At 66.5% G+C, this 20,237-nt stretch carries 25 protein-coding genes and 1 riboswitch; of the genes, 15 read left to right on the plus strand and 10 right to left on the minus strand.

Annotated features, from left to right (window positions below):
* A riboswitch (TPP riboswitch) is annotated at positions 1–110 on the plus strand.
* The 12 genes from ODR01_RS06135 to ODR01_RS06190 all read left to right on the plus strand — a co-directional run bounded on the left by ODR01_RS06135 (position 104) and on the right by ODR01_RS06190 (position 10,283).
* Positions 104–868, plus strand: coding sequence for an ABC transporter ATP-binding protein (locus ODR01_RS06135; protein WP_316976725.1), 765 nt, complete (start codon positions 104–106; stop codon positions 866–868). It overlaps the preceding riboswitch by 7 nt.
* Complete coding sequence (locus ODR01_RS06140) at positions 865–1,620, plus strand: ABC transporter permease (RefSeq protein ID WP_316976726.1); 756 nt, start codon at positions 865–867, stop codon at positions 1,618–1,620. The genes ODR01_RS06135 and ODR01_RS06140 overlap by 4 nt, the downstream gene beginning before the upstream one ends.
* A gap of 64 nt (positions 1,621–1,684) precedes the next feature.
* Positions 1,685–2,581: an ABC transporter substrate-binding protein gene (locus ODR01_RS06145; protein WP_316976727.1), complete on the plus strand. Its 897-nt coding sequence runs from the start codon at positions 1,685–1,687 to the stop codon at positions 2,579–2,581.
* A 312-nt stretch (positions 2,582–2,893) separates the two neighbouring features.
* Positions 2,894–3,418 (plus strand): Na+/H+ antiporter subunit E, encoded by a 525-nt coding sequence (locus ODR01_RS06150; RefSeq protein ID WP_316976728.1) that lies wholly within the window; start codon positions 2,894–2,896, stop codon positions 3,416–3,418.
* A complete protein-coding gene (locus ODR01_RS06155) occupies positions 3,415–3,702 on the plus strand; it encodes a monovalent cation/H+ antiporter complex subunit F (RefSeq protein ID WP_316976729.1) in 288 nt (95 codons plus the stop codon). Before ODR01_RS06150 ends, ODR01_RS06155 begins: the two co-directional genes overlap by 4 nt.
* Positions 3,702–4,055: a monovalent cation/H(+) antiporter subunit G gene (gene mnhG / locus ODR01_RS06160; RefSeq protein ID WP_316976730.1), complete on the plus strand. Its 354-nt coding sequence runs from the start codon at positions 3,702–3,704 to the stop codon at positions 4,053–4,055. Before ODR01_RS06155 ends, mnhG begins: the two co-directional genes overlap by 1 nt.
* Before the next feature lie 23 nt (positions 4,056–4,078).
* The gene (locus ODR01_RS06165) at positions 4,079–5,032 is read left to right on the plus strand and encodes a Na(+)/H(+) antiporter subunit B (protein WP_316976847.1); all 954 of its coding nucleotides are present in this window, start codon (positions 4,079–4,081) and stop codon (positions 5,030–5,032) included.
* Between the two features lie 4 nt (positions 5,033–5,036).
* Entirely contained in the window at positions 5,037–5,390 is a 354-nt protein-coding gene (locus ODR01_RS06170; protein WP_316976731.1) for a cation:proton antiporter subunit C, read from the plus strand.
* Complete coding sequence (locus tag ODR01_RS06175) at positions 5,387–6,871, plus strand: monovalent cation/H+ antiporter subunit D family protein (RefSeq protein WP_316976732.1); 1,485 nt, start codon at positions 5,387–5,389, stop codon at positions 6,869–6,871. Before ODR01_RS06170 ends, ODR01_RS06175 begins: the two co-directional genes overlap by 4 nt.
* Positions 6,868–8,334 carry a monovalent cation/H+ antiporter subunit D family protein gene (locus ODR01_RS06180; RefSeq protein WP_316976733.1) on the plus strand — a complete coding sequence of 489 codons (1,467 nt, stop codon included), beginning with the start codon at positions 6,868–6,870 and terminating at the stop codon, positions 8,332–8,334. Before ODR01_RS06175 ends, ODR01_RS06180 begins: the two co-directional genes overlap by 4 nt.
* Before the next feature lie 10 nt (positions 8,335–8,344).
* Positions 8,345–8,599 (plus strand): hypothetical protein, encoded by a 255-nt coding sequence (locus ODR01_RS06185; protein ID WP_316976734.1) that lies wholly within the window; start codon positions 8,345–8,347, stop codon positions 8,597–8,599.
* Positions 8,589–10,283: a Na(+)/H(+) antiporter subunit D gene (locus ODR01_RS06190; protein WP_316976735.1), complete on the plus strand. Its 1,695-nt coding sequence runs from the start codon at positions 8,589–8,591 to the stop codon at positions 10,281–10,283. Before ODR01_RS06185 ends, ODR01_RS06190 begins: the two co-directional genes overlap by 11 nt.
* 177 nt (positions 10,284–10,460) lie before the next feature.
* Here the strand turns inward: ODR01_RS06190 and ODR01_RS06195 are convergent, their stop codons facing one another.
* The 3 genes from ODR01_RS06195 to ODR01_RS06205 all read right to left on the minus strand — a co-directional run bounded on the left by ODR01_RS06195 (position 10,461) and on the right by ODR01_RS06205 (position 12,598).
* Positions 10,461–11,009 carry a Panacea domain-containing protein gene (locus ODR01_RS06195; protein WP_316976736.1) on the minus strand — a complete coding sequence of 183 codons (549 nt, stop codon included), beginning with the start codon at positions 11,007–11,009 and terminating at the stop codon, positions 10,461–10,463.
* A gap of 169 nt (positions 11,010–11,178) precedes the next feature.
* Complete coding sequence (locus ODR01_RS06200) at positions 11,179–11,586, minus strand: hypothetical protein (protein WP_316976737.1); 408 nt, start codon at positions 11,584–11,586, stop codon at positions 11,179–11,181.
* 142 nt (positions 11,587–11,728) lie between these two features.
* Complete coding sequence (locus ODR01_RS06205) at positions 11,729–12,598, minus strand: alpha/beta hydrolase (protein WP_316976738.1); 870 nt, start codon at positions 12,596–12,598, stop codon at positions 11,729–11,731.
* A 71-nt stretch (positions 12,599–12,669) separates the two neighbouring features.
* On the opposite strand from ODR01_RS06205, the gene ODR01_RS06210 reads away from it, so the two are divergent.
* Positions 12,670–13,227: a DUF5615 family PIN-like protein gene (locus tag ODR01_RS06210; protein WP_316976739.1), complete on the plus strand. Its 558-nt coding sequence runs from the start codon at positions 12,670–12,672 to the stop codon at positions 13,225–13,227.
* On the opposite strand, the gene ODR01_RS06215 is transcribed toward ODR01_RS06210, so the two are convergent.
* Positions 13,139–13,498 (minus strand): hypothetical protein, encoded by a 360-nt coding sequence (locus tag ODR01_RS06215; RefSeq protein ID WP_316976740.1) that lies wholly within the window; start codon positions 13,496–13,498, stop codon positions 13,139–13,141. The two genes, ODR01_RS06210 and ODR01_RS06215, sit on opposite strands and share 89 nt — an antisense overlap.
* A gap of 331 nt (positions 13,499–13,829) precedes the next feature.
* Here ODR01_RS06215 and ODR01_RS06220 point away from each other — a divergent pair, with 331 nt between their 5' ends.
* Together ODR01_RS06220 and ODR01_RS06225 are read left to right on the plus strand one after the other, a co-directional pair.
* Positions 13,830–14,345 (plus strand): GNAT family N-acetyltransferase, encoded by a 516-nt coding sequence (locus ODR01_RS06220; RefSeq protein WP_316976741.1) that lies wholly within the window; start codon positions 13,830–13,832, stop codon positions 14,343–14,345.
* 100 nt (positions 14,346–14,445) lie between these two features.
* Complete coding sequence (locus tag ODR01_RS06225; protein ID WP_316976742.1) at positions 14,446–14,952, plus strand: DUF305 domain-containing protein; 507 nt, start codon at positions 14,446–14,448, stop codon at positions 14,950–14,952.
* A gap of 10 nt (positions 14,953–14,962) precedes the next feature.
* Here ODR01_RS06225 and ODR01_RS06230 read toward each other — a convergent pair whose 3' ends face one another.
* The 6 genes from ODR01_RS06230 to ODR01_RS06255 form a co-directional block, all read right to left on the minus strand.
* Complete coding sequence (locus ODR01_RS06230) at positions 14,963–15,481, minus strand: KdsC family phosphatase (RefSeq protein ID WP_316976743.1); 519 nt, start codon at positions 15,479–15,481, stop codon at positions 14,963–14,965.
* Between the two features lie 19 nt (positions 15,482–15,500).
* Positions 15,501–16,244, minus strand: coding sequence for an ABC transporter ATP-binding protein (locus ODR01_RS06235; protein ID WP_316976744.1), 744 nt, complete (start codon positions 16,242–16,244; stop codon positions 15,501–15,503).
* Positions 16,231–17,016, minus strand: coding sequence for an ABC transporter ATP-binding protein (locus ODR01_RS06240; protein WP_316976745.1), 786 nt, complete (start codon positions 17,014–17,016; stop codon positions 16,231–16,233). Before ODR01_RS06240 ends, ODR01_RS06235 begins: the two co-directional genes overlap by 14 nt.
* The gene (locus ODR01_RS06245; protein ID WP_316976746.1) at positions 17,013–17,984 is read right to left on the minus strand and encodes a branched-chain amino acid ABC transporter permease; all 972 of its coding nucleotides are present in this window, start codon (positions 17,982–17,984) and stop codon (positions 17,013–17,015) included. Before ODR01_RS06245 ends, ODR01_RS06240 begins: the two co-directional genes overlap by 4 nt.
* Positions 17,981–18,856, minus strand: a complete 876-nt coding sequence (locus tag ODR01_RS06250; protein ID WP_316976747.1) for a branched-chain amino acid ABC transporter permease — start codon at positions 18,854–18,856, stop codon at positions 17,981–17,983. The genes ODR01_RS06245 and ODR01_RS06250 overlap by 4 nt, the downstream gene beginning before the upstream one ends.
* 160 nt (positions 18,857–19,016) lie before the next feature.
* Complete coding sequence (locus tag ODR01_RS06255) at positions 19,017–20,168, minus strand: ABC transporter substrate-binding protein (protein WP_316976748.1); 1,152 nt, start codon at positions 20,166–20,168, stop codon at positions 19,017–19,019.
* Positions 20,169–20,237: the final 69 nt, after the last annotated feature.

Consider the following 20,237-nt stretch of genomic DNA (forward strand, 5'->3'; position numbering starts at 1 on the left):
CTCGTCACCGGGGGGAGCCGATTCGTCGGCTGAGAGGTCTCCGCGTCAGGAGCGACCCCTAGAACCTGATCCGGTTAATGCCGGCGTAGGGACGCGTGAGGCCATGGTACCCGACGATTCCACCTCTCCGTTTTCCGTCTCGGTCGACGCCGGCAGCGTCGAATTCGGCGGCATGACGCTGTTCGCCGACCTCGACTTCACCCTGGCCGGGGGGCACACCACCTGCCTGCTGGGTCCCAGCGGCGTCGGCAAGAGCACCCTTCTGCGCCTTCTGCTGGGGCTGGAGACCGGCACCACCAACGGTTCCGTCGTTACCTGCTCGGACGGCAAGCCGCTGGCCGGCCGCGCTGCCCTGATGGCGCAGCGCGACCTGCTGTTTCCCTGGCTCAGCGTGCTGGAGAACGTGCTGCTCGGCAGCCGCCTGCGCGGCGAGGCCGGCGATGACGGCGCCCGCCGGGCGCGCGCCCACGGCCTGCTGCGCGACGTCGGGCTGGAAGGCTGGGCCGGGGCCATGCCCGACACCCTGTCGGGCGGCATGCGCCAGCGCGCCGCCCTGGCCCGCACCCTGATGGAAGATCGCCCCGTGGTGCTGATGGACGAGCCGTTCTCGGGGCTCGACGTCGTCACCCGTCTACGGCTGCAGAACCTTGCCGCCGAAACGCTCAGCGGCCGCACCGTGCTGCTGGTCACCCACGATCCGCTGGAAGCCATTCGGCTGGGCGAGCGCATCCACGTCATGGCCGGGCGGCCGGCGCGCCTCGACGAGCCGCTGGAGCCGGCCGGCCGGCCGCCGCGTGACGCCGCCGATCCGGCCGTGCTGGAGGCGCAAGCCGTGCTTCTGCGCCGTCTGACGGAGGCGGCGCGATGAAGCTGGTGCGCGGCCTTGTCGTTCTGGTCGGTCTGATCGTCCTGTGGCAGGCGGTGGTGTGGCTGACCGAGGCCAAGCCGTGGATGCTGCCGGCCCCCGCCGCCGTCGCCAGGGCCTGGGTGTCGCACAGCGGCACGCTGCTGCGCCATGCCGCCTTGACCGCCGCCGAAATCCTGTTGGGTCTGCTGGCCGGCACCGTGCTGGGCTCGGTCAGTGCCCTCGCCATGGCCTATTTCCGCCCGGCCCGGCGTTGGCTGATGCCGGTGCTGGTGGTCAGCCAGGCCGTGCCGGTGTTCGCGCTGGCGCCCCTGCTGGTGCTGTGGCTGGGTTACGGCATGGCCTCCAAGGTGGCGATGGCCACCCTCATCATCTATTTCCCGGTGACGGCGGCTTTCCACGATGGGCTCAGGCGCACCGAACCCGGCTGGCTCGACCTCGCCCGCACCATGAACGCCGGGCGCTGGGCGGTACTGCGCCATGTCCGGGTGCCGGCCGCCTTGCCGGCGCTGGCTTCGGGCCTGCGCGTCGCCACCGCGGTGGCGCCGATCGGCGCCGTCGTCGGCGAGTGGGTGGGATCGAGCGCCGGGCTTGGTTTCATGATGCTGCACGCCAACGCCCGCATGCAGGTCGATGTCATGTTCGCCGCCCTGGTCACCCTGGCGGCGCTGGCCGTCGGCCTCTACTTCGCCATCGATACCCTGCTGCGGCGCGCCCTGCCCTGGCAACCCGACACGTCTCCCGCCATCGACTGAGAGGCATCCCATGCGTAGAATTTTATGTAGTTTGTCAGGACTTGTTTTCAGTATGTTGATTTTAATGCCAATTGATGGGCAAGCCGCCGACAAGTTGACGGTCATCCTGGAATGGTTCGTCAACCCCGACCACGCGCCGCTGGTGGTCGCCCGCGAGAAGGGATTCTTCGCCGAGGCCGGGCTGGCCGTCGACCTGGTGGCGCCGGCCGATCCCAACGATCCGCCGAAGCTGGTTGCGGCCGGTCAGGCCGACATCGGCGTCTCCTACCAGCCGCAGCTGCACATGCAGGTCGACGAGGGATTGCCGGTGGTGCGAGTCGGCACCCTGGTGGCGACACCGCTGGTCGCCCTGATGGTGACCCCCGACGGGCCGGTCAAAACGCTGGCCGACCTCAAGGGCAAGCGGATCGGCTATTCGGTCGGCTTCTATCGCGACACCCTGCTGCCGGCCATGCTGGCCCGCCACGGCCTCAAGCTGGCCGACGTCGAGACGGTGGCCATCAATTTCGCCCTGTCCCAGGCCCTGTTGAGCGGCCAGGTGGCGGCGACCATCGGCGCCTTCCGCAATTTCGAGATCAACCAGTTGGAACTGGCCGGCGAGCCCGGCCGCGCCATCTTCCCCGAAGACGAAGGGGTGCCGCCCTACGACGAGCTGATCTTCATCGCCAACAAGGCCAAGCTGGGCGACAAGCGCCTGCGGGCCTTCCTCGACGGCCTGGAGCGGGGCGTCCAGTACCTGATCAATCACCCGGCCGACAGCTGGACGCTGTTCGTCAAGGCCTATCCCGACCTCGACGACGAGCTCAACAAACGGGCCTGGCGCGATACCCTGCCCCGCTTCGCGTTGCGGCCGGCCGCCCTCGATTCGACGCGCTACGACCGCTTCGCCGCCTATCTGAAGACGGAAGGCGTCATCAAAAAACTGCCGGCGCTGGCCGACTATGCGGTGGAAATCCGCTAACCGCCGCCGACGCCCCGCCGACGCGCACGGAAGGGCCCCGCCGGGGCCCTTTTTCGTGTGGGCGATTCGTTGAGAATCGACTGCAAAACCGGGCCGAAAGCGATGCTTCTCCGGCCCGCCGGAGACCATCCGTCCACCATTCGAAAATGAAATCCATTTTCCGGGCCGAATCGGTCTACGGTTCATCCTAAAGCTTGACGAAATGGATTCCGGACGCCAGAAAGTGCGGGCGCCCTCGTTTGGCGCCAATGAAAAAAATTTCAACCTGCGGGCAACAACGCGGCGAATAAGCCGGAGCGGAAGGGGAAACCGTTGCTACACGCGCTCAGTCTCGGGCTCGTCCTCGCCCTTCTTTGGTGGCTGATGTCGGGCTATTGGGTCCCCTTCATACTCAGCCTGGGTGTCGCCTCGGTCATCGCGACGGTGCTTATCTCGCGGCGCATGGACGTCATCGACCACGAGGGGCAACCCCTCCATCTCAGCTGGAAAATCGGCTTTTACTGGGCGTGGCTGCTCAAGGAAATTTTCAAGTCCGCGGTTGACGTCTCCAAGGTCATTCTCAAGCGCAAGATGCCGATCCATCCGGCCATGGTGCCCATCAAGGCAACCCAGCGCACCGAGATGGGGCACGTCATCTACGCCAATTCCATCACCCTGACGCCGGGAACCATCACCGTGACGCTGGAAAACGGCGACATGATGATTCATGCCCTGACCAAGGAGGCCGCCGAGGGCCTGCTGACCGGCGACATGGACCGGCGGGTCACCGCCATCGAGGGGGTTGGCGCCCTGGATCGCCTGCTCGCCGCGAAAGCCGCCAGGGGAGACGCCGAATGATGTTCGCCGCGGGTACTCTGGCTGTTCTCGTGAGCATGGCGATGGCCTTGGCGCGCGCCCTCCTCGGCCCGACCATCTATGACCGCATCCTGGCCGTCAACTCGTTCGGCACACTGACCGTTATCCTCATCGCCGTGGTCGGGTTCCTGAGCGGCCGTCCCGCCTTCCTGGACATCAGCCTGGTCTACGCGCTGATCAACTTCATCACCACGATCGCCATCATGAAATTCTTCAAATACAAGCGTATCGGACGCCGCTCGGGCGAAGACCTGGGAGGCCTGTGATGGCGGCGCTCATCGTCGATATCCTGAGCTGGGCGCTGATCGTCGGCGGCGGCGCGTTTTGCGTCATTGGCGCCGTCGGCATGCTGCGCATGCCCGACGTGTTCACCCGCATGCACGCCGCAGGCATCATCGATACGGCCGGTCTCGGCCTCATTCTCATCGGTCTCATGCTGCAGGCCGGCTTCACCCTCGTCATGGTCAAGCTGGCCCTGATCCTCGTTTTCGTCCTTTACACCAGCCCGATGTCCACCCACGCCCTGGCCCAGTCGGCCGTGAGCACCGGGGTCAAGCCGCTCCTCGCGGATGGCGCGAACAACCAAAAAGCCAAGGAAGACGAGCCATCGAAGACCTAATCAACACTGTGCTGCTTTCCCTGATGGCGGCATCGGCGATCGGCATGATTCGTCTGCGTAATCTGTTCGCCGTCGTCATGTTGTCGGGGATTTTCAGCCTTTCGGCGGCCGCACTGTATGTGGTGTTGGACGCCGTCGACGTCGCCTTCACCGAAGCGTCCGTCGGGGCCGGCATCGCCACCGTGCTGATGCTGAGCACCCTGGCCCTCACGACGACGGAAGAGGCGATCAAGGATCACCGCAACATGAGCGCGCTGGTCGTCGTCCTGATCGCCGGCGCGGTGCTCATCTACGGCACGCTGGATATGCCGTTCTATGGCGATCCGATGGCCCCCATCCACCTTCACGTGGCGCCGCTGTATCTGCGCGACTCCATCGTGGCGACCAGCGTGCCCAACGTCGTCACCTCGGTGCTGGCCAGCTACCGCGGCTATGACACCTTGGGCGAGACGACGGTGATTTTCACCGCCGCGGCCAGCGTCATGGCCCTGATCGGCCGCGGCCGCAAGAAGATCAAATACGGCATTCCCGACGGCGCGCCCAGCCACGGCTACTCGTCGATGAAGCCGCATCCCATCCTGCGGGTGACGGCCAAGCTGCTGATCCCCGCCATCCTGATCTATGCATTCTATGTCCAGGCCCACGGCGACTTCGGCCCGGGCGGCGGCTTCCAGGCCGGCGTCATTCTCGGCGCTACGTTCATCCTCTACGCCCTCATCTTCGGCGTCGACAACACCCGCGTCGTCATTCGCGGCTGGGTGCGGCGGGCGATGATGGCCTCGGGCGTCCTCATCTATGCGGGGACCGGCGTGGCGGCGCTGCTGCTGGGCGGCAACTATCTCGACTACTCAGTCCTGTTGCACGACCCGGTGCATGGCCAACACATCGGCATCTTCCTCGTGGAGTTGGGTGTCGGCATCACCGTTTCCGGCTCGATGATCACCATTTTCCTCATCTTCGCGGGCCAGGACCGCTGACGCCATGCCGTTTCCAGGCCTTTTCAACTATTGGATCGCCATTGTGCTGATGATGGCCGGCTTCTACATGGTCATGGCGCACGGCAACCTCATCAAGAAGATCGTCGGCCTGAACGTCTTTCAGGTGTCGGTCTTCGTGTTCTACATCTCGATGGGCAAGATCAAGGGCGGCACCGCGCCGATTCTCGAATCCGGCTTCGAGGTCTACAGCAATCCTCTCCCCTCGGTTCTGATCCTGACGGCCATTGTCGTCGGTGTCGCCACCACGGCCCTGGCGTTGGCCCTTATCGTGCGCATCCACGATGCCTATGGCACCATTGAGGAGGATGAGATCAACGCGCAGGAGTCGGAATCGTGATCTCGGTCCATTTTCCCGTCCTCCTGGTCCTGGTGCCGCTGATCGCGGCGCCCGTCTGCATGTTCTTCCGCCGCCTTCCGGGCGCCACGTGGGCGATTGCCACGGCGGTCAGCTGGTTCTGCCTGTACGTGGCGGTTTCTCTGCTGCTCCGGGTGCTGGATAGCGGCACCATCAGCTATCTGCTGGGCAACTGGGCGGCGCCGTGGGGCATCGAGTACCGCATCGACCTGCTGAACGCCTTCGTCCTGGTCATCGTCGCCGCCATCGGCGCCGTCGTGACGCCCTATGCCCGGGCCAGCGTGATCCGCGAGGTTTCGCCGCGCCGCATCTATCTGTTCTACACGATGTTCTGCCTGAACCTGGCCGGGTTGCTCGGCATCACGGTCACCGGCGACGCCTTCAACCTGTTCGTCTTCCTCGAGATTTCGGCGTTCTCGGGTTACACCCTGATCAGCCTGGGACGCGACCGCCGGGCGTTGACCGCAACCTATCGCTACGTGCTGATGGGCACGGTGGGCGCCACCTTCTACGTCATCGCCATCGGCATGCTCTACATGATGACGGGCACGCTGAACATGATGGATCTGGCGGCCCGCATTCCGGCGGTCGCCCACACCCGGACCATCCATGCGGCGCTCGCCTTCCTGACGGTCGGCATCGGCCTCAAGGTGGCGATGTTCCCGCTGCACATGTGGCTGCCCAACGCCTACACCTTCGCGCCCTCCACGGTGACGGCCTTCATCGCCTCGACGGCGACCAAGGTGGCCGTCTACGTGCTGATCCGCATGTATTTCACGGTCTTTGCCGGGGCCGAGATTTTCGAGTTGTTCCCGGTGCGCGAGACGCTGATGGTGTTGGCCATCGCCGGAATGTTCGCCGGCTCGTTCGTCGCCATCTTCCAGGAAAACTGCAAGCGCCTGCTCGCCTATTCGAGCGTCGCCCAGATCGGCTACATGGTGCTCGGCATCAGCTTCGCCACGGTAACGGGGCTGGCCGGCGGCATGATCCACCTGTTCAATCACGCCCTGATGAAGTGCGCGCTGTTCCTGGTCATGGGCTGCATCTTCTATCGTCTCAATTCGGTGAAGATCGCCGACTTCGCCGGCCTCGCCAAACGCATGCCGCTGACCATGGCCGCCTTCGTGGTGGCCGGCCTCAGCCTGATCGGCGTGCCGGGGACGGTCGGGTTCGTCAGCAAGTGGTACCTGGTGCTGGCCGCCCTCGAGAAGGGCTGGTGGCCGATCGCCGCGTTGATCGTGGCCAGTTCGCTGCTGGCCGTCATCTACATCTGGCGGGTCATCGAGGTGGCCTACTTCCGCCCGGTGCCGGAAGGGGCGCCCGAGGTGGCCGAGGCGCCCCTCTCCCTCCTTGTGCCGACCTGGATCATGGCCCTGGCCAGCGTCTATTTCGGCGTTGACGCCAGCCGCACGTTCGAGGTGGCGCAAGCCGCCGCCACCCTGCTGATCGGAGGCGGGAAATGACGCCGCAGGTGACCATGCAACTGGCGCTGGCGGCGCCCCTTCTCGGCGCGGCGCTCATCGTGCTGACCGGCCATCGGCCGAACCTGCGCGAGACGGTGACCCTGGTGACGGCGGCGGCGATGTTCCTGCTGGTCGCCTCGCTGGTGCCGGAAGTCATGGCCGGCGGCCGGCCGGAAGTCGTCTTCGGCGAAATGCTGCCCGGACTGCCGATCGCGCTCAAGCTCGAACCTCTGGGCATGGTCTTCGCCCTGATCGCCAGCTTCCTGTGGATCGTGACCTCGATCTACGCCATCGGTTATATGCGCGGCCATCACGAGCTCAATCAGACGCCGTTCTACGCCTTCTTCGCCGTCGCGCTGTTCAGCGCGGTGTTCGTGGCCTTTTCCGGCAACCTGCTGACGCTGTTCCTCGCCTATGAAATCCTCAGCGTCTCCACCTATCCCCTGGTCACCCACCACCGGACGCCCGAGGCCAAGCGCGGCGGACGCGTCTACCTGGGCATTCTGCTGACCACCTCCATCGGCTTTTTCCTGTTCGCCATCGTGTGGACGTGGCTGGCCGCCGGCACGCTCGACTTCACCGACGGCGGCATCCTTTCCGGCAAGGTTTCGGACGGGGTGGCCGGGGTATTGCTGGCGCTCTACGTCTTCGGCATCGGCAAGGCGGCGGTGATGCCCTTTCACCGCTGGCTGCCGGCCGCCATGGTGGCGCCGACGCCGGTCAGCGCGCTCCTGCATGCGGTGGCCGTGGTCAAGGCGGGCGTCTTCTCGGTCGTCAAGGTGGCGGTCTACATCTTCGGCGTTGACTTCCTGCACAGCCTGGCGGCCAGCCAGTGGCTGCAATACGCCGCCGCCGCCACCATCGTGCTGGCCTCGCTGGTCGCCATGACCAAGGACAACCTCAAGGCCCGGTTGGCCTATTCGACGGTCAGCCAGCTTTCCTACATCGTGCTGGGCGCGATGCTGGCGACCGAGATCAGCGTCGTCGGCGGCGGCATGCACATCGCCATGCACGCCTTCGGCAAGATCACGCTGTTCTTCTGCGCCGGGGCCATCCTGGTGGCCGCCCACAAGACCGAAATCAGCCAGATGCGGGGCATCGGCCGGGTCATGCCGATCACCACCTTCGCCTTCCTGATCGGCAGTCTCAGCATCATCGGCCTGCCGCCGTTCGGCGGCATGTGGAGCAAGTGGTATCTGGCCCTGGGGGCCTTGGATGCCGGCAAGCAGGTCATGGTCGCGGTGCTGATGATCAGTTCGCTGCTCAACATCGCCTACCTGCTGCCCATCCCCATCCGGGGATTCTTCTGCGAACCGGACGACAACCCGGGTCATGGGGCGGGCGTGCGCGAGGCGCCGTGGCCATGCGTCCTGGCGCTCTCCATCTCGGCCATCGGCTGTCTCGCGTTGTTCTTTTTCCCGGAGCCCGTCTACAACCTGCTCGCCGGCATGTTCGTTCGCTAGGGATCGCGTCATGAACTCGAAGGAAAAGCGCTACATCTTCGACAACCCGCGGAACGTGAAGGTCCTGATCTACGCCCTTTACGTGGTCTGTGCGGTCCTGGTCGGGCTCGATTTCGTCATCCACCGCCACTCCGAGTACGCGCTGGAGGCCTGGTACGGTTTCTACGGCATCTACGGCTTCGTGGCGTGCGTGTTCCTGGTGCTGGCCGCCAAGGAAATGCGCAAGATCGTAAGGCGCCGGGAGACCTACTACGATGACAAGTAGCCTCGCCCCCTTCCTGATCTTCTATGTCGGCGCCGGGCTGGCGGCGATCACGCGGGGCCGGCTTCGCCAGGTCCTGCTGATGGCCATCCCGCTGGTCGGCGGCATCAACCTCTTCTATCTCGGCCGGGGCGATCTCGTCGCCTTCGGGCTGTTCGACTACGACCTCATCCTGCTCCGGGTCGACAAGCTGAGCTTCCTGTTCTCCATCGTCTTCCACATCGCCGCCTTCCTCGGGATCGTGTTCGCCCTGCATGTGAAGGACACGACGCAGCACGTCAGCGGCATCCTCTACGCGGGCAGTTCCATCGGCGCGGTTTTCGCGGGCGACCTCATCACCCTCTTCATCTTCTGGGAGATGACGGCCATCACCTCGGTCTTCCTGATCCTTGCCCGCAAGAGCTCCCGCTCGCAGGCCACCGCCATGCGCTACCTGATCATCCAGGTGATGTCCGGCGTCATCCTGCTGGCCGGCGTGCTCGTGCGCTACCAGCAGACGGGCTCGGTGGAGTTCACCTTCATCGGCCTCGACGGCCCCGGCGGCGCCCTGATCCTGCTGGCGTTCGGCATCAAGGCCGCTTTCCCGCTGCTGCACAGCTGGCTGACCGACGCCTACCCCGAGGCGACCCCGACGGGAACCATCTTCCTCAGCGCCTTCACCACCAAGCTGGCCGTCTATGCGCTGGCCCGCGGTTTCCCGGGCACCGAGATCCTGATCTACGTCGGCGCCACCATGACCGCCTTTCCGATCTTCTACGCGGTCATCGAGAACGACCTGCGCAAGGTGCTGTCCTACAGCCTGATCAACCAGGTCGGGTTCATGGTCACCGGCATCGGCATCGGCACGACGCTGGCGCTGAACGGCGCGGTTTCCCACGCCTTCGCGCACATCATCTACAAGGCCCTCCTTTTCATGTCGATGGGCGCGGTGCTGTTCCGCACCGGCAAGATCAACGGCACCGATCTGGGCGGTCTCTACAAGTCGATGCCGCTGACCTCGATCTTCTGCATCGTCGGCGCCGCCTCGATTTCGGCGTTCCCGCTGTTCTCGGGATTCGTCGCCAAGTCCATGGTGCTGGCCGCCGCCGTCGAGGAAGGCCATCCCATCGTCTGGATGGTGCTGCTGTTCGCCTCGGCGGGCGTGTTCCACCACTCGGGAATCAAGATCCCGTTCTTCGCCTTCTTCGCCCACGATTCGGGCATCCGCTGCAAGGAGGCGCCGTTCAACATGCTGGCCGCGATGGCCGTGGCGGCGTTCCTGTGCATCGCCATCGGCGTCTATCCCGCCCCGTTGTACAGCCTGTTGCCCTTCGAGGTGAACTTCGACCCCTATACGGCCGGCCACGTCTTGGCCCAGGCGCAACTCCTGTTCTTCTCGGCGCTGGCCTTCACCTACCTCAAGCTTTCGGGCCTCTATCCGCCCGAAATGGTGGGGGTCAACGTCGATGCCGAGTGGTCGTATCGCCGGCTGCTGCCCCGCGCGGTCAGCGCCTTCATCGCCACCTTCGGCCCCATCGATCACGCGGTGCGCCACTTGGCCATGCGCGGGACCCAGCGGGTGATCGTATGGATCTTCCGTCATCACGGGCCCGAAGGGGTGCTGGCGGCGACCATGCCTTCCGGCGCCATGGTGCTGGGCGTGGTTTCGGTGCTGGCGATCTTCCTGCTGCTCTACTTCGTCAGCTGACGGCGGCCCGGAAGAAGGCGGTTCGCATTGTCTCCTTCCGTCATACCCCGGCGTCAGTCCGGGGTATCCAGTCCGCCGAGCATGGATTGCCCGGGCGCAGCCGGGCAATGACGGGAAGGAGAGACGGTAGCGACGGAAGGTCCCAGGCGCCGGCGTGCGATTCCTTCGCCTTGTGTTTCAGGAACCGGGCTTCGCCGGCTTGCCCGGCACCCAGGCCTTGACGGCGACCGGCTGGCCGGTCTGCGAGCGCATCACCTTCGGCCTGAAGACCTGGTCGATGGCCGGCGTGTCCCCGCCCCGGCTGAAGGCGACGAACATCGACAGCAGCGTGATCTCGGCGCGCACGCCCAGCTTGTGGGCCGCCCTGTAGGCCAGCGTCGCCTTGGTCATCTGGGTCAGGCGGTCGGCCGAATGGTGGCCGAAACGGCGCCAGACGGTGTCGAGAAACTCCTCCACGCCGTCGGCCATGAACAGGTTGACCTCCATGTCCGGCCGGCCCTTCGAGAAGGCGGTGTAGACGTTGGGTTCGATCGGCCCCATCTCGGAGGCGACGAACACCGCCGGCATCAGGCGGCGGCCTTTGTGCATCGCCGCGTAATAGGCCTGGGCCAGGAACAGCAGGCGGTGCAGCTTCTGCGGCTGCAGGTATTCGTTGTTGTTGAGCGCCGTGTCGTTGAACCAGAACGCCACGTCGAACGCCGATTCGACGGCGGCGGGCTTGGCCATTTCCCGCTCCGTGCGAAGGCGGCGTTCCGCTGGGGTTGCCTTTTCCGTCGACATTCTCTCCCTTCCCTGTCCCGATATTAGGGGCACGACCGCAAAAATGCACTCCTCCGCTGTCGCGAGGGGCGCAAAAAAGCGGCCCGCGCCGAAATGCCGCCGAGAAAATGGGGAATCACAGGCTGAGGCTGAGGGTGGCGCCGAGCGGCACCATCGTGCCGCTGATGACGCGGGCATTGGTCTCGTACGTGGTGATCGCCCGGGACAGCACGCCGGTAAAAATGGGGATGCCGCCCTTGCGTGTCGCGTCGCCGGTGTCGCCGCCGCCCTCGAATTCGAGGAAAGCGGCGAAGGCCTGACTGGTCGAGCGCACGAGGCCCGGGCTGTGCACGTCGCTCCGGCCTTCGCGTTCGGGCGGCGGGTCATCGCGCTGATAGGCATGGAAAAGGGACGCCCCATTGTCGAGGAGCGTTCCCATCTTGGGATTGAGCGCCTCGATGGGGGCACGGTCCACCGTCGCCACGTTGCTGGCGCCCGCCGCCAAGCGGCCGCCGACAACCGTAGTCGTGGACGAAGTCGGCACGGTTTTGCCGATCTGCGCCATATGTCCCAAACCCAGGGCACCGAAAGCCGATGCCATTTGCCCCACAGGGGGCTTTCCGCACTACTGAGCATAGACCTTCCCCCGGGGCTTTTCAACCAATCCCGGGGCACACGCGGCGGCGTCAGCGGGGCAAGGGCGGATTCCGGCCGGTTTGGCCGGCGGTGGCGGCGCGTCGGATGAAGTCGATGACGAGATCGCCGGCGCCGGCTTCGAACAGCCCGCCGTGGCCGCCGGCATCGAACCATCGCGCTTCCTTGGGCTCGGTGGCGGCGGCGAACAGGCGGCGGGCGAGATCGATGGGGATGATGCCGTCGTCCTTGGCGTGGAAGACCAGCAGGGGCGCGCGAATGGCGCCGATCGCGGAAAGCGCGTCGAAGCGGTCGCGGACCAGCCAGCGGGCCGGCGCGAAGGGATAGTGCCAGGCGGCGACGTCGGCGATCGAGGTATAGGGCGTTTCGAGGACGACGGCGGCGACGGGGGCCACCCCGGCCTGTTCCCGGGCCATGCGGACGGCGACGCCGGAGCCCAGCGATTCGCCATAGAGCGCGATGCGGTCGCCGGCCAGCCCGTTGCCGGCCAGGAACCGCAGGGCCGCCCGCCCGTCGGCATAAAGCCCGGCCTCGGTCGGGTGGCCGGGATTGCCGCCGAACCCCCTGTAACCGACCAGCAGGGCGCCAAACCCGGCGTCGAGCAGGCGGCGGACCTTGAAGGCCCGATAGCCGATGTGCCCGGCGTTGCCGCAAAAATAGACGACGACCGGCCCGTCGGCGGCCCGGGGCGGCGCATACCAGGCCTTGAGCGTCAGGCCGTCCTCGGTGTGCAGGTCGACCACCCGCATGTCGCCGACGCCGCTGTCGGCCGGCGTCGGCACCGCGGCGGCCGGATGGTACATCAGGCTTCTCTGGAAAAGGAACAACAGGACGACCAGCGCCAGATAGGCGATGGCCACGACGGCGACGATACTGCCCAGCGATGCCAACACCTTGTTCACGCGCTTCCACGATCGTTGGCTGGACGGAGGACGGCCATCATATATCGGAAGGAGATGTCCATGGTGGAACGATGAAATTCCTGTGCGACGAGATGCTGCAAGGACTGGGACGCTGGCTGCGCGCCGCCGGCTACGACACGGCCATCGCCGGCGACGGCGCCCAGGACCGCGATCTGCTGCGCCAGGCGGCGGCCGAGGAGCGCATCGTCGTCAGCCGCGACCGCCATCTGCTGGAGCACCGGGCGGCGGCCGGCCGCGTCGTGCTGTTGGCCGCCGAGGGCACCGACGGCTGCGCCCGCGAATTGGCGGCGCGCCTGCCCGTCGACTGGTCGTACCGCCCGTTCAGCCGCTGTCTGCTCTGCAATGCGTCGCTGGTGCCGGCCACCGCTGTCGACCGCGCCGCCCTGCCGCCCGCGATGGCCCATTTGCCGGAGCCGCTCCATCGTTGCCCGCGATGCGACAAGATCTACTGGGAAGGCGGCCATGTGCGGCGCATGCGGGCCCGTCTCGCCGGTTTTGCCGCAAGCGGGGCCGGCGACGTCAGCGCGGAAGCGGCGACGGGGATAAAGGCCATTGCGAAAGGGTCGACTGCGTCTCGCAAAGATAGACCGCCTCCATCGGTGTCGTAATCGGGCATTCCAGGCGTTTCTGGTGGCTGTAACGCGCGACCTTGCCGGACTTGGCGCATTCGGCCTTGGCCATCTCGGCGATCCGCTCGGGCGTAGCGTTCTTCTTGTTGTAGCAGATGCCGACCGACTTGATGTTCGCCGGCTCCTTGCCGAACGTCTCCAGGCCGCGGTCGAATTCCTGGAGTCGGTAGACATAGGGCTCCGGCCACGCGCATCCCTCCGCCGTCAAGGCGAGCGCCGCCGCCAGAAAAAGGAGCCATTGCCATCGCATGGCTTCCTCTATAGCGGTTTTCGCCGGGCCGGACAATCGCGGCGCGGCCCTTGCGCCGGCCGCCGCCGGGCGATTTTCCGGGACCCGTCGAATTGCCCATTGACAATTTTCCGGAATGAGTTAAATCGACGTCTGTTCAATCGGAGGTTTCCGTATGATCCTCGTTCGGATATTGCGACGACGACGCCGGGCCGCGCTTCCCAAGCGCGCCGCCGTCTGAGTCCGTCCGCAACCGGGATCCCTCTCTCCTCGGCCAATCGGTTCGGATCGACAGGTGGGCGCACTTGCCTCCCGAAATCGTCTGTCCAACCTGATCCGAGAGAACCGCACCATGTACGAATACGCGCATCCCAATCCTGATGACCATGCGGCCATCGAGGCCCTTCTCGATCTGGCTTTCGGTGCCGACCGGCATAAAAAGACGTCCTATCGCTTCCGCGAAGGCGTCGCCCCCCTGCCCTCGCTCAGCCTCGTCGCCCGCCAGGACGGCCATCTCGTCGGCACCATCGCCTACTGGCCGGTGGCCATCGGGAAGGCCGCGGTTCCGGCCCTCCTGCTGGGCCCGGTGGCGGTCGAGCCGGCGCTGCGCGGCCTCGGCATCGGGGTGACGCTGATCCGCCGGACCTTGGCCATGGCCTGCCGGGAAGGGCATCGGATCGCCGTTCTCGTCGGTGACGCCGACTACTACACGCGGTTCGGGTTCAAGGCGGCGGAAGGGACCGGCATCGCCATGCCCGGCCAGCCCGACCGGCTGATGGTCAAGGCGCTGGCGGCGGGGGCGCTGGACGGGGTGTCGGGCGACATCCGCTCATGGCGCGCCGCCGGCCGGCGGACGATGGCGGCCTGACGCTGAAATCCACGCCGCTTCGGTGGAACATCCTGTCGTCTACGCAGTTGAGCGGCCTCGTGGAATGGCCGAGCAGTCGCGCCGATGACGAGGGGGTGTCATGAGCTATACCCGTTTCGCCGCCATGATCGTAACGTCGACCGTCGTCATGTTCGTCCTCATGTATCTCAACACCTTTGCGCTCGACCATGTGTGGTTCAGCCAGACGCGCGCCTGGATGGCGGTGGTGATGGGCGCGACCATGGCGGTCGTCATGATGCTGTTCATGATGGGGATGTACGAGAACGGGCGGGCGAATGTCGCGATCATCATTGGAAGCATGATGGTCTTCGCGGGCGCGCTGTGGCTTGTCCGCAGCCAGGATACCGTCTCCGATGTTTCCTATATGAAGGCGATGATTCCGCACCACTCGATCGCCATCTTGACCAGCGAGCGGGCCCACATCCGCGATCCGCGCGTCCGAAAGCTGGCGGACGAAATCATTGAGGCGCAGGTCAGGGAAATCGCCGAGATGCAGCAGCTGATCGCCGATCTCAAAGAGCATCCGCCGCAGTCGAATGCGCCGGATCTACCTCCCCGGCAGAACGAGCGCGCCGCCGGCGGCTGAAAGGCTTGCCTTACGGCTGACGGCGGGCGGCGACCAGCAGGTCGCAGATTTCACGCACCGCGCCCATGCCGCCCATGCGGGTGGTGACGTAGAGGGCGCAATCCAGGGCCTCGGTCGCCGCGTCGGGCACGGTGATCGGAAAGCCCACCCTTTCCATGACCGCCACGTCGTTGACGTCGTCGCCCATGTGGACGACCTGGGCCAGATCGATGCCCAGCCGGTCGCACAGCGCGGTCAGGGCCTCGAGCTTGTCCGGCACGCCGGTGAAGATGTGGGGAATCCCCAGCGATTCCATGCGCCGCCGGATGGCCTCCTGGGTGCCCGCCGAAATGATCGCGATCCCGATGCCGGCCTCCAGCACGTGCTTGATGCCCTGGCCGTCCTTGACGTTGAACTTGCGCAGCGTCAGGCCGTTGTCGGCGAAGTAGAGGCCGCCGTCGGTCAGGATGCCGTCGACGTCGAGCGACAGCAGGCGCACGCCGCCCAGGCGGCGGCAAAGGTCCTGGTGGGACAGACGCTTGATGGCCATTCGCGGTCTCCTTGGCGGCCTACATCCCGAGATAGGCGCGCTTGACGTTCTCGTTGTCGAGCAGGGCGGGACCCCGGTCGGTGAGGACCACTTCCCCGGTTTCCAGCACATAGCCGCGGTCGGCCACGGCCAGCGCCGAGGAGGCGTTCTGTTCGACCAGGAAGATGGTGGTGCCGGCGGCCTTGAGCGCCCGGATGGTGGCGAACGTCTCGTCCGTCACCTTGGGGGCCAGGCCCATGCTCGGTTCGTCGAGCAGCAGCAGGCGCGGCTTGGCCATCAGCCCGCGGCCGATCGCCAGCATCTGCTGCTGGCCGCCCGACAGCGTGCCGGCCGGCTGGCGCCGCTTGGCGGCGAGCGCCGGGAACATCTCGTACATGCGCTCCAGGTCGGCGAGCGCGTCGCGGCGCGATCGCGTGAAAGCGCCCATCAGCAGGTTGTCCTCGACCGACATCGGGCCGAACACCTGGCGGGCCTCCGGGACCTGCGAGATGCCGAGCCGCACCCGGCGGTCGGCCGGCATTCCGGCGAGGCTCCGGCCCTCGAACAGGATGTCGCCCGAGGACGCGGGCTGGATGCCGCAAATGGTGTGCAGCAGGGTCGACTTGCCGGCGCCGTTGTTGCCGACCAGGGCGACCAGTTCGCCCTCGTCGATGTGAAGGCTGACCTTGCGCAGGGCCTGGATGCGTCCGTAGTGGGTGTCGATCTCGCGGACCTCGAGCAGCGGCGCGGCGCGGGTTTCCGCGGTGCGGTCAGCGGGCGACATCGGCGCCTCCCAACGACGCGGCGCCCAGATAGGCCTGGATGACCGCCGGGTTGACGCGCACCTCGGCGGCCGCCCCTTCGCCCAGCTTGCGGCCGTTGTCCAGCACCAGGATGTAATCGGAGACCCCCATAACCAGGCGCATGTCGTGCTCGACCAGGACTACGGTGACGCCGGTCTCGGCGGTCTTGCGGATGAGGGCGTCGATGGCCTCGGTCTCGGCCGCGTTCAGCCCGGCGGCCGGCTCGTCGAGCAGCAGGATCTTGGGCCTGGAGGCCAGGGCGCGGGCGATTTCCAGACGCTTCAGGGCGCCGTAGGGCATGGATGAGGCATCGGCGTCGAGATAGGAGGCCAGGCCGACGAAGCGCATCAGCTCGGCCGCCCGCTGGCGGGCCTCCTCCTCCTTGCGGGCGATGGCGCCCAGGCGCAGCACGGTCGGCCAGAACCGGCGGTCGAGGTGCAGGTGCAGGCCGACCATGACGTTTTCCAGTGCCGTCATGTTGAAGAAGATCTGCAGGTTCTGGAAGGTGCGCGACAGGCCGCGCGCCGCCAGCGCGTAGGGCGCCAGGCCGACGACATCCTCGCCGGCCAGCAGGATGCGCCCGGCCGTTGGCGTATAGAGGCCGCTGATCAGGTTGAACAGCGTCGTCTTGCCGGCGCCGTTCGGTCCGATGATCGAATGGATGGTGCCGGCCTCGATGCCGAAACTCAGGTCCTCGACGGCGTGGACGCCGCCGAATTCCTTGCTGAGGTTTTCGACCCGAAGCAGGCTCATCGCGGGGCGCTCCCGCCGCGCGCGCCCAGCCGGATGCGAAACAGCGCGGTCAGGCTGGGCACCAGGCCCTTCGGCATGAAGATCATGGTGAGCATCAGGATCAGGCCGAAGATCATGTGCTCGTAGTCGGCGAACCACGTCAGCACCTGCGGCAGGATGGTCAGGATGACGGCGCCCACCACCGCCCCGAAGGTCGAGGCCATGCCGCCCAGCACCACCATGGTGACCAGTTCGATCGACTTGAAGAAGCTGACGTCCGACGGCGTGATGAAGCCGCCGTAATGGGCGCTGAGGCTGCCGGCCAGCGAGGCCAGGATGGCCGAGATGACGAAGACCAGGGTCTTGTAGCGGGTGGTGTCGACGCCCGACACCTCGGCCGCGACCTCCGAGCCGTGGACCGAACGCAGCGCCCGGCCGACCGGCGAATGGATGATGTTGAGCGCCAGCCAGACGGCGACCCACAGGGCGAGGCCGACCAGCCAGTACCACACCCCCTCGCTGTCGATGGTCCAGCCGGCGAAGTCGAGCGGCGGCACCGTCATGCCGTCGGGGCCGCCGGTGATGGCCGCTTCGTTGTTGACGACGATCGAGATGATGACGCCGAGGCCCAGCGTCGCCATCGCCAGGTAGTGGCCCTTGAGGCGCAGCACCGGGCGGGCCACGGCGAAGGCCAGCACGCCCACCGCGGCGGCGGCCAGGACCATGGCCAGCAGCGGCGGCCAGCCGTAGGTGGCGGTCAGCACGGCCGAGCCGTAGGCGCCGAGGCCGAGGAAGCCGGCGTGACCCAGGCTGATCTGCCCGGCATAGCCGATCAAGAGGTTGAGGCCGACGCAGACGATGGCGTTGATGCCGGCCCGGACCGCCACGTCGAAGAAGAAGGCGTTGGGCAGGATAAGCGGGGTCGCCGCGATGAGGATGGCGAGCGCCAGCAGTCCGCCGCCGCGGGGCGTCATCAGGCGGGACGTCATACGCGCTCCGTTTCGCGGCGGCCGAACAGGCCGCTCGGCATGAAGAAGAGGACCAGCAGGATGAGGACGAAGGCGATGGCGTCCTTGTAGTCCGACGACACATAGCCGGCGCCCATGGCCTCGGCGACGCCCAGGATGAGGCCGCCGGCGACCGCCCCCCAGCCCTTGCCCAGCCCGCCCAGGATGGCCGCGCAGAAGCCCTTGAGGCCCAGCATGATGCCGACTTCGTAGTAGGTCACCGAAAGGGGCGCCACCAGGGCGCCGCCGATGGCGCCCAGCAGCGCCGCCAGCACGAAGCTCAGCATCAGCACCATGCGCACGTTGATGCCGACCAGGCGGGCCGCCAGCCGGTTATAGGACATGGCCAGCATCGCCTTGCCGAGCTTCATGCGCTCGAAGAACAGCCACATCAGGAAGACCATGACGGCGCCGCCGCCGATCACCCACAGGCTTTGCGGCAGGATGACGGCGCCGCCGATATTGATGGGCACCTCGCCGGAAAACGGCGGCAGCGAGTGGAACTCCTTGCCCAGCACCACCTGGGCGGCGCCGCGAAGGAAGATGGAGGCGCCGATGGTGATGATGATCAGCGTGACCACCGAGCCGTCGCGGGCCGGCTCGATGGCCAGCTTCTCGAGCAGCAGGCCGATGATCACGGTAACGACGACGGCGGCCAGGATGGCCAGCGGCAGCGGCAGGCCGAGTCCCAGGAAGAACACCGTTCCCATGCCGCCCAGCATGACGAATTCGCCCTGGGCGAAATTGATCACGTGGCTGGCGTTGTAGATGATCGAGAAGCCGAGGCCGACCAGGGCGTAGGTCGCGCCGATGGTGATTCCCGAAAACAGGAACTGGAGGAATTCAGCAGCCATGTGTCGACGGAAACGCCCCCCCTCATCGTTCGCGGCGATGGCCCTTCGACCTTCCGCGTCCGGCGCCGGCTTTCCGTCCGCCGCCATTCTTGGCCGCCCTGCGGCGTCCCTTCATATCGTCCCTCGCCGGCCGATGCAACGAGGACGGGGCGCTTGGGTCTCAGTCGACGATCATCCAGTCGCCGCCCCGGATTTCGAGCATGTGGAAGGCCGAAAGATCCAGCCCCATGTGGTCGGTCGCCGACATGTTGACGATGCCGCCGGTGCCGACGTAGCCGCTGGTCTTCTCGATCTCGTCCCTGACCTTGGCCTTGTCGGTGCCGCCGGCCCGGACGATGGCGGCCAGCGCGATCTGCAGGCCGTCGTAGGCGTGGCCGCCGAAGGTCGACACCGCCTGGCCGGTGCGGGTTTCGAAGGCTTTCTTGTAGGCGAGCGCGACGGCCTTTTGCGGGTCGCCGTCGGCCAGCTTGTCGGCGACCACCAGACCGGCCGCCGGCAGCCGCGCGCCCTCGGCGGCGTCGCCGGCCAGCTCGATGAACTTCTTCGAGGCCACGCCGTGCGACTGGTAAAGCGGCAGCGGCACGTCGAGCTGCCGGTAGTTGCGGGTCACGATGGCCGGCCCCTGCCCGAAGTCGGCGACCAGTACCGCCTGGACGCCGGCGATGCCCTTCATCTTGGTGAGCTGGGGCATCATGTCGGTGTCCTTGGGGCCGTAGGTCTCGTCGGCCAGCACCTCGATGCGGTAGGCGGAAACCAGCCCCAGGCACTGTTCGCGCATGGACTTGCCGAAACCGCCGGTGCCCGAAATCATGGCGATCTTCCGGAGGCCCTTCTTCTCCATGTCCTCGAAGATCTTGGCGCAGGCCATCTTGTCGGCGTGCGCCATCTTGAACACCCATTTCTTGACCGGCTCGCTGATCACCACCGCGGCGGCCAGCGAAATGAACGGGATTTCGGCCTTCTCCACCAGCGGCACCACGGCCATGGTGGTGCCGGTGGTCGAGCCGCCGACGATGACGTCGACCTTGTCGTTCTGGATCAGGCGCTTGACCGCCGTCTGGGCGTTGCGGGCGTCCTCGCCGACGTCGTAGTGCACGAGCGCCAGGGGCCGGCCCAAAACGCCGCCCGCCTTGTTGATCGTCTCGACGTACATTTCCAGCGTCTTGAGCTGCGGGTCGCCCAGGAACGAGGCCGGTCCGGTCACCGACAGGAAGGTCCCGATGCGGATGGGCTCGGCCGCCGCGGCGCCGCCGGCGACGATCAGCACGGCCGCCGCCCAGCGGCACCCGGCGAGGATGTGTCGGAAGGTCACGTCTTCCCCCTTGCTTTCCCTGTTTTCGATGCGCTGTCCGGCGGCCGCGGCTCGACGCGCCGCGGCCCC

It is taken from the genome of Shumkonia mesophila, assembly GCF_026163695.1.
GTDB lineage: Bacteria > Pseudomonadota > Alphaproteobacteria > Rhodospirillales > Shumkoniaceae > Shumkonia > Shumkonia mesophila.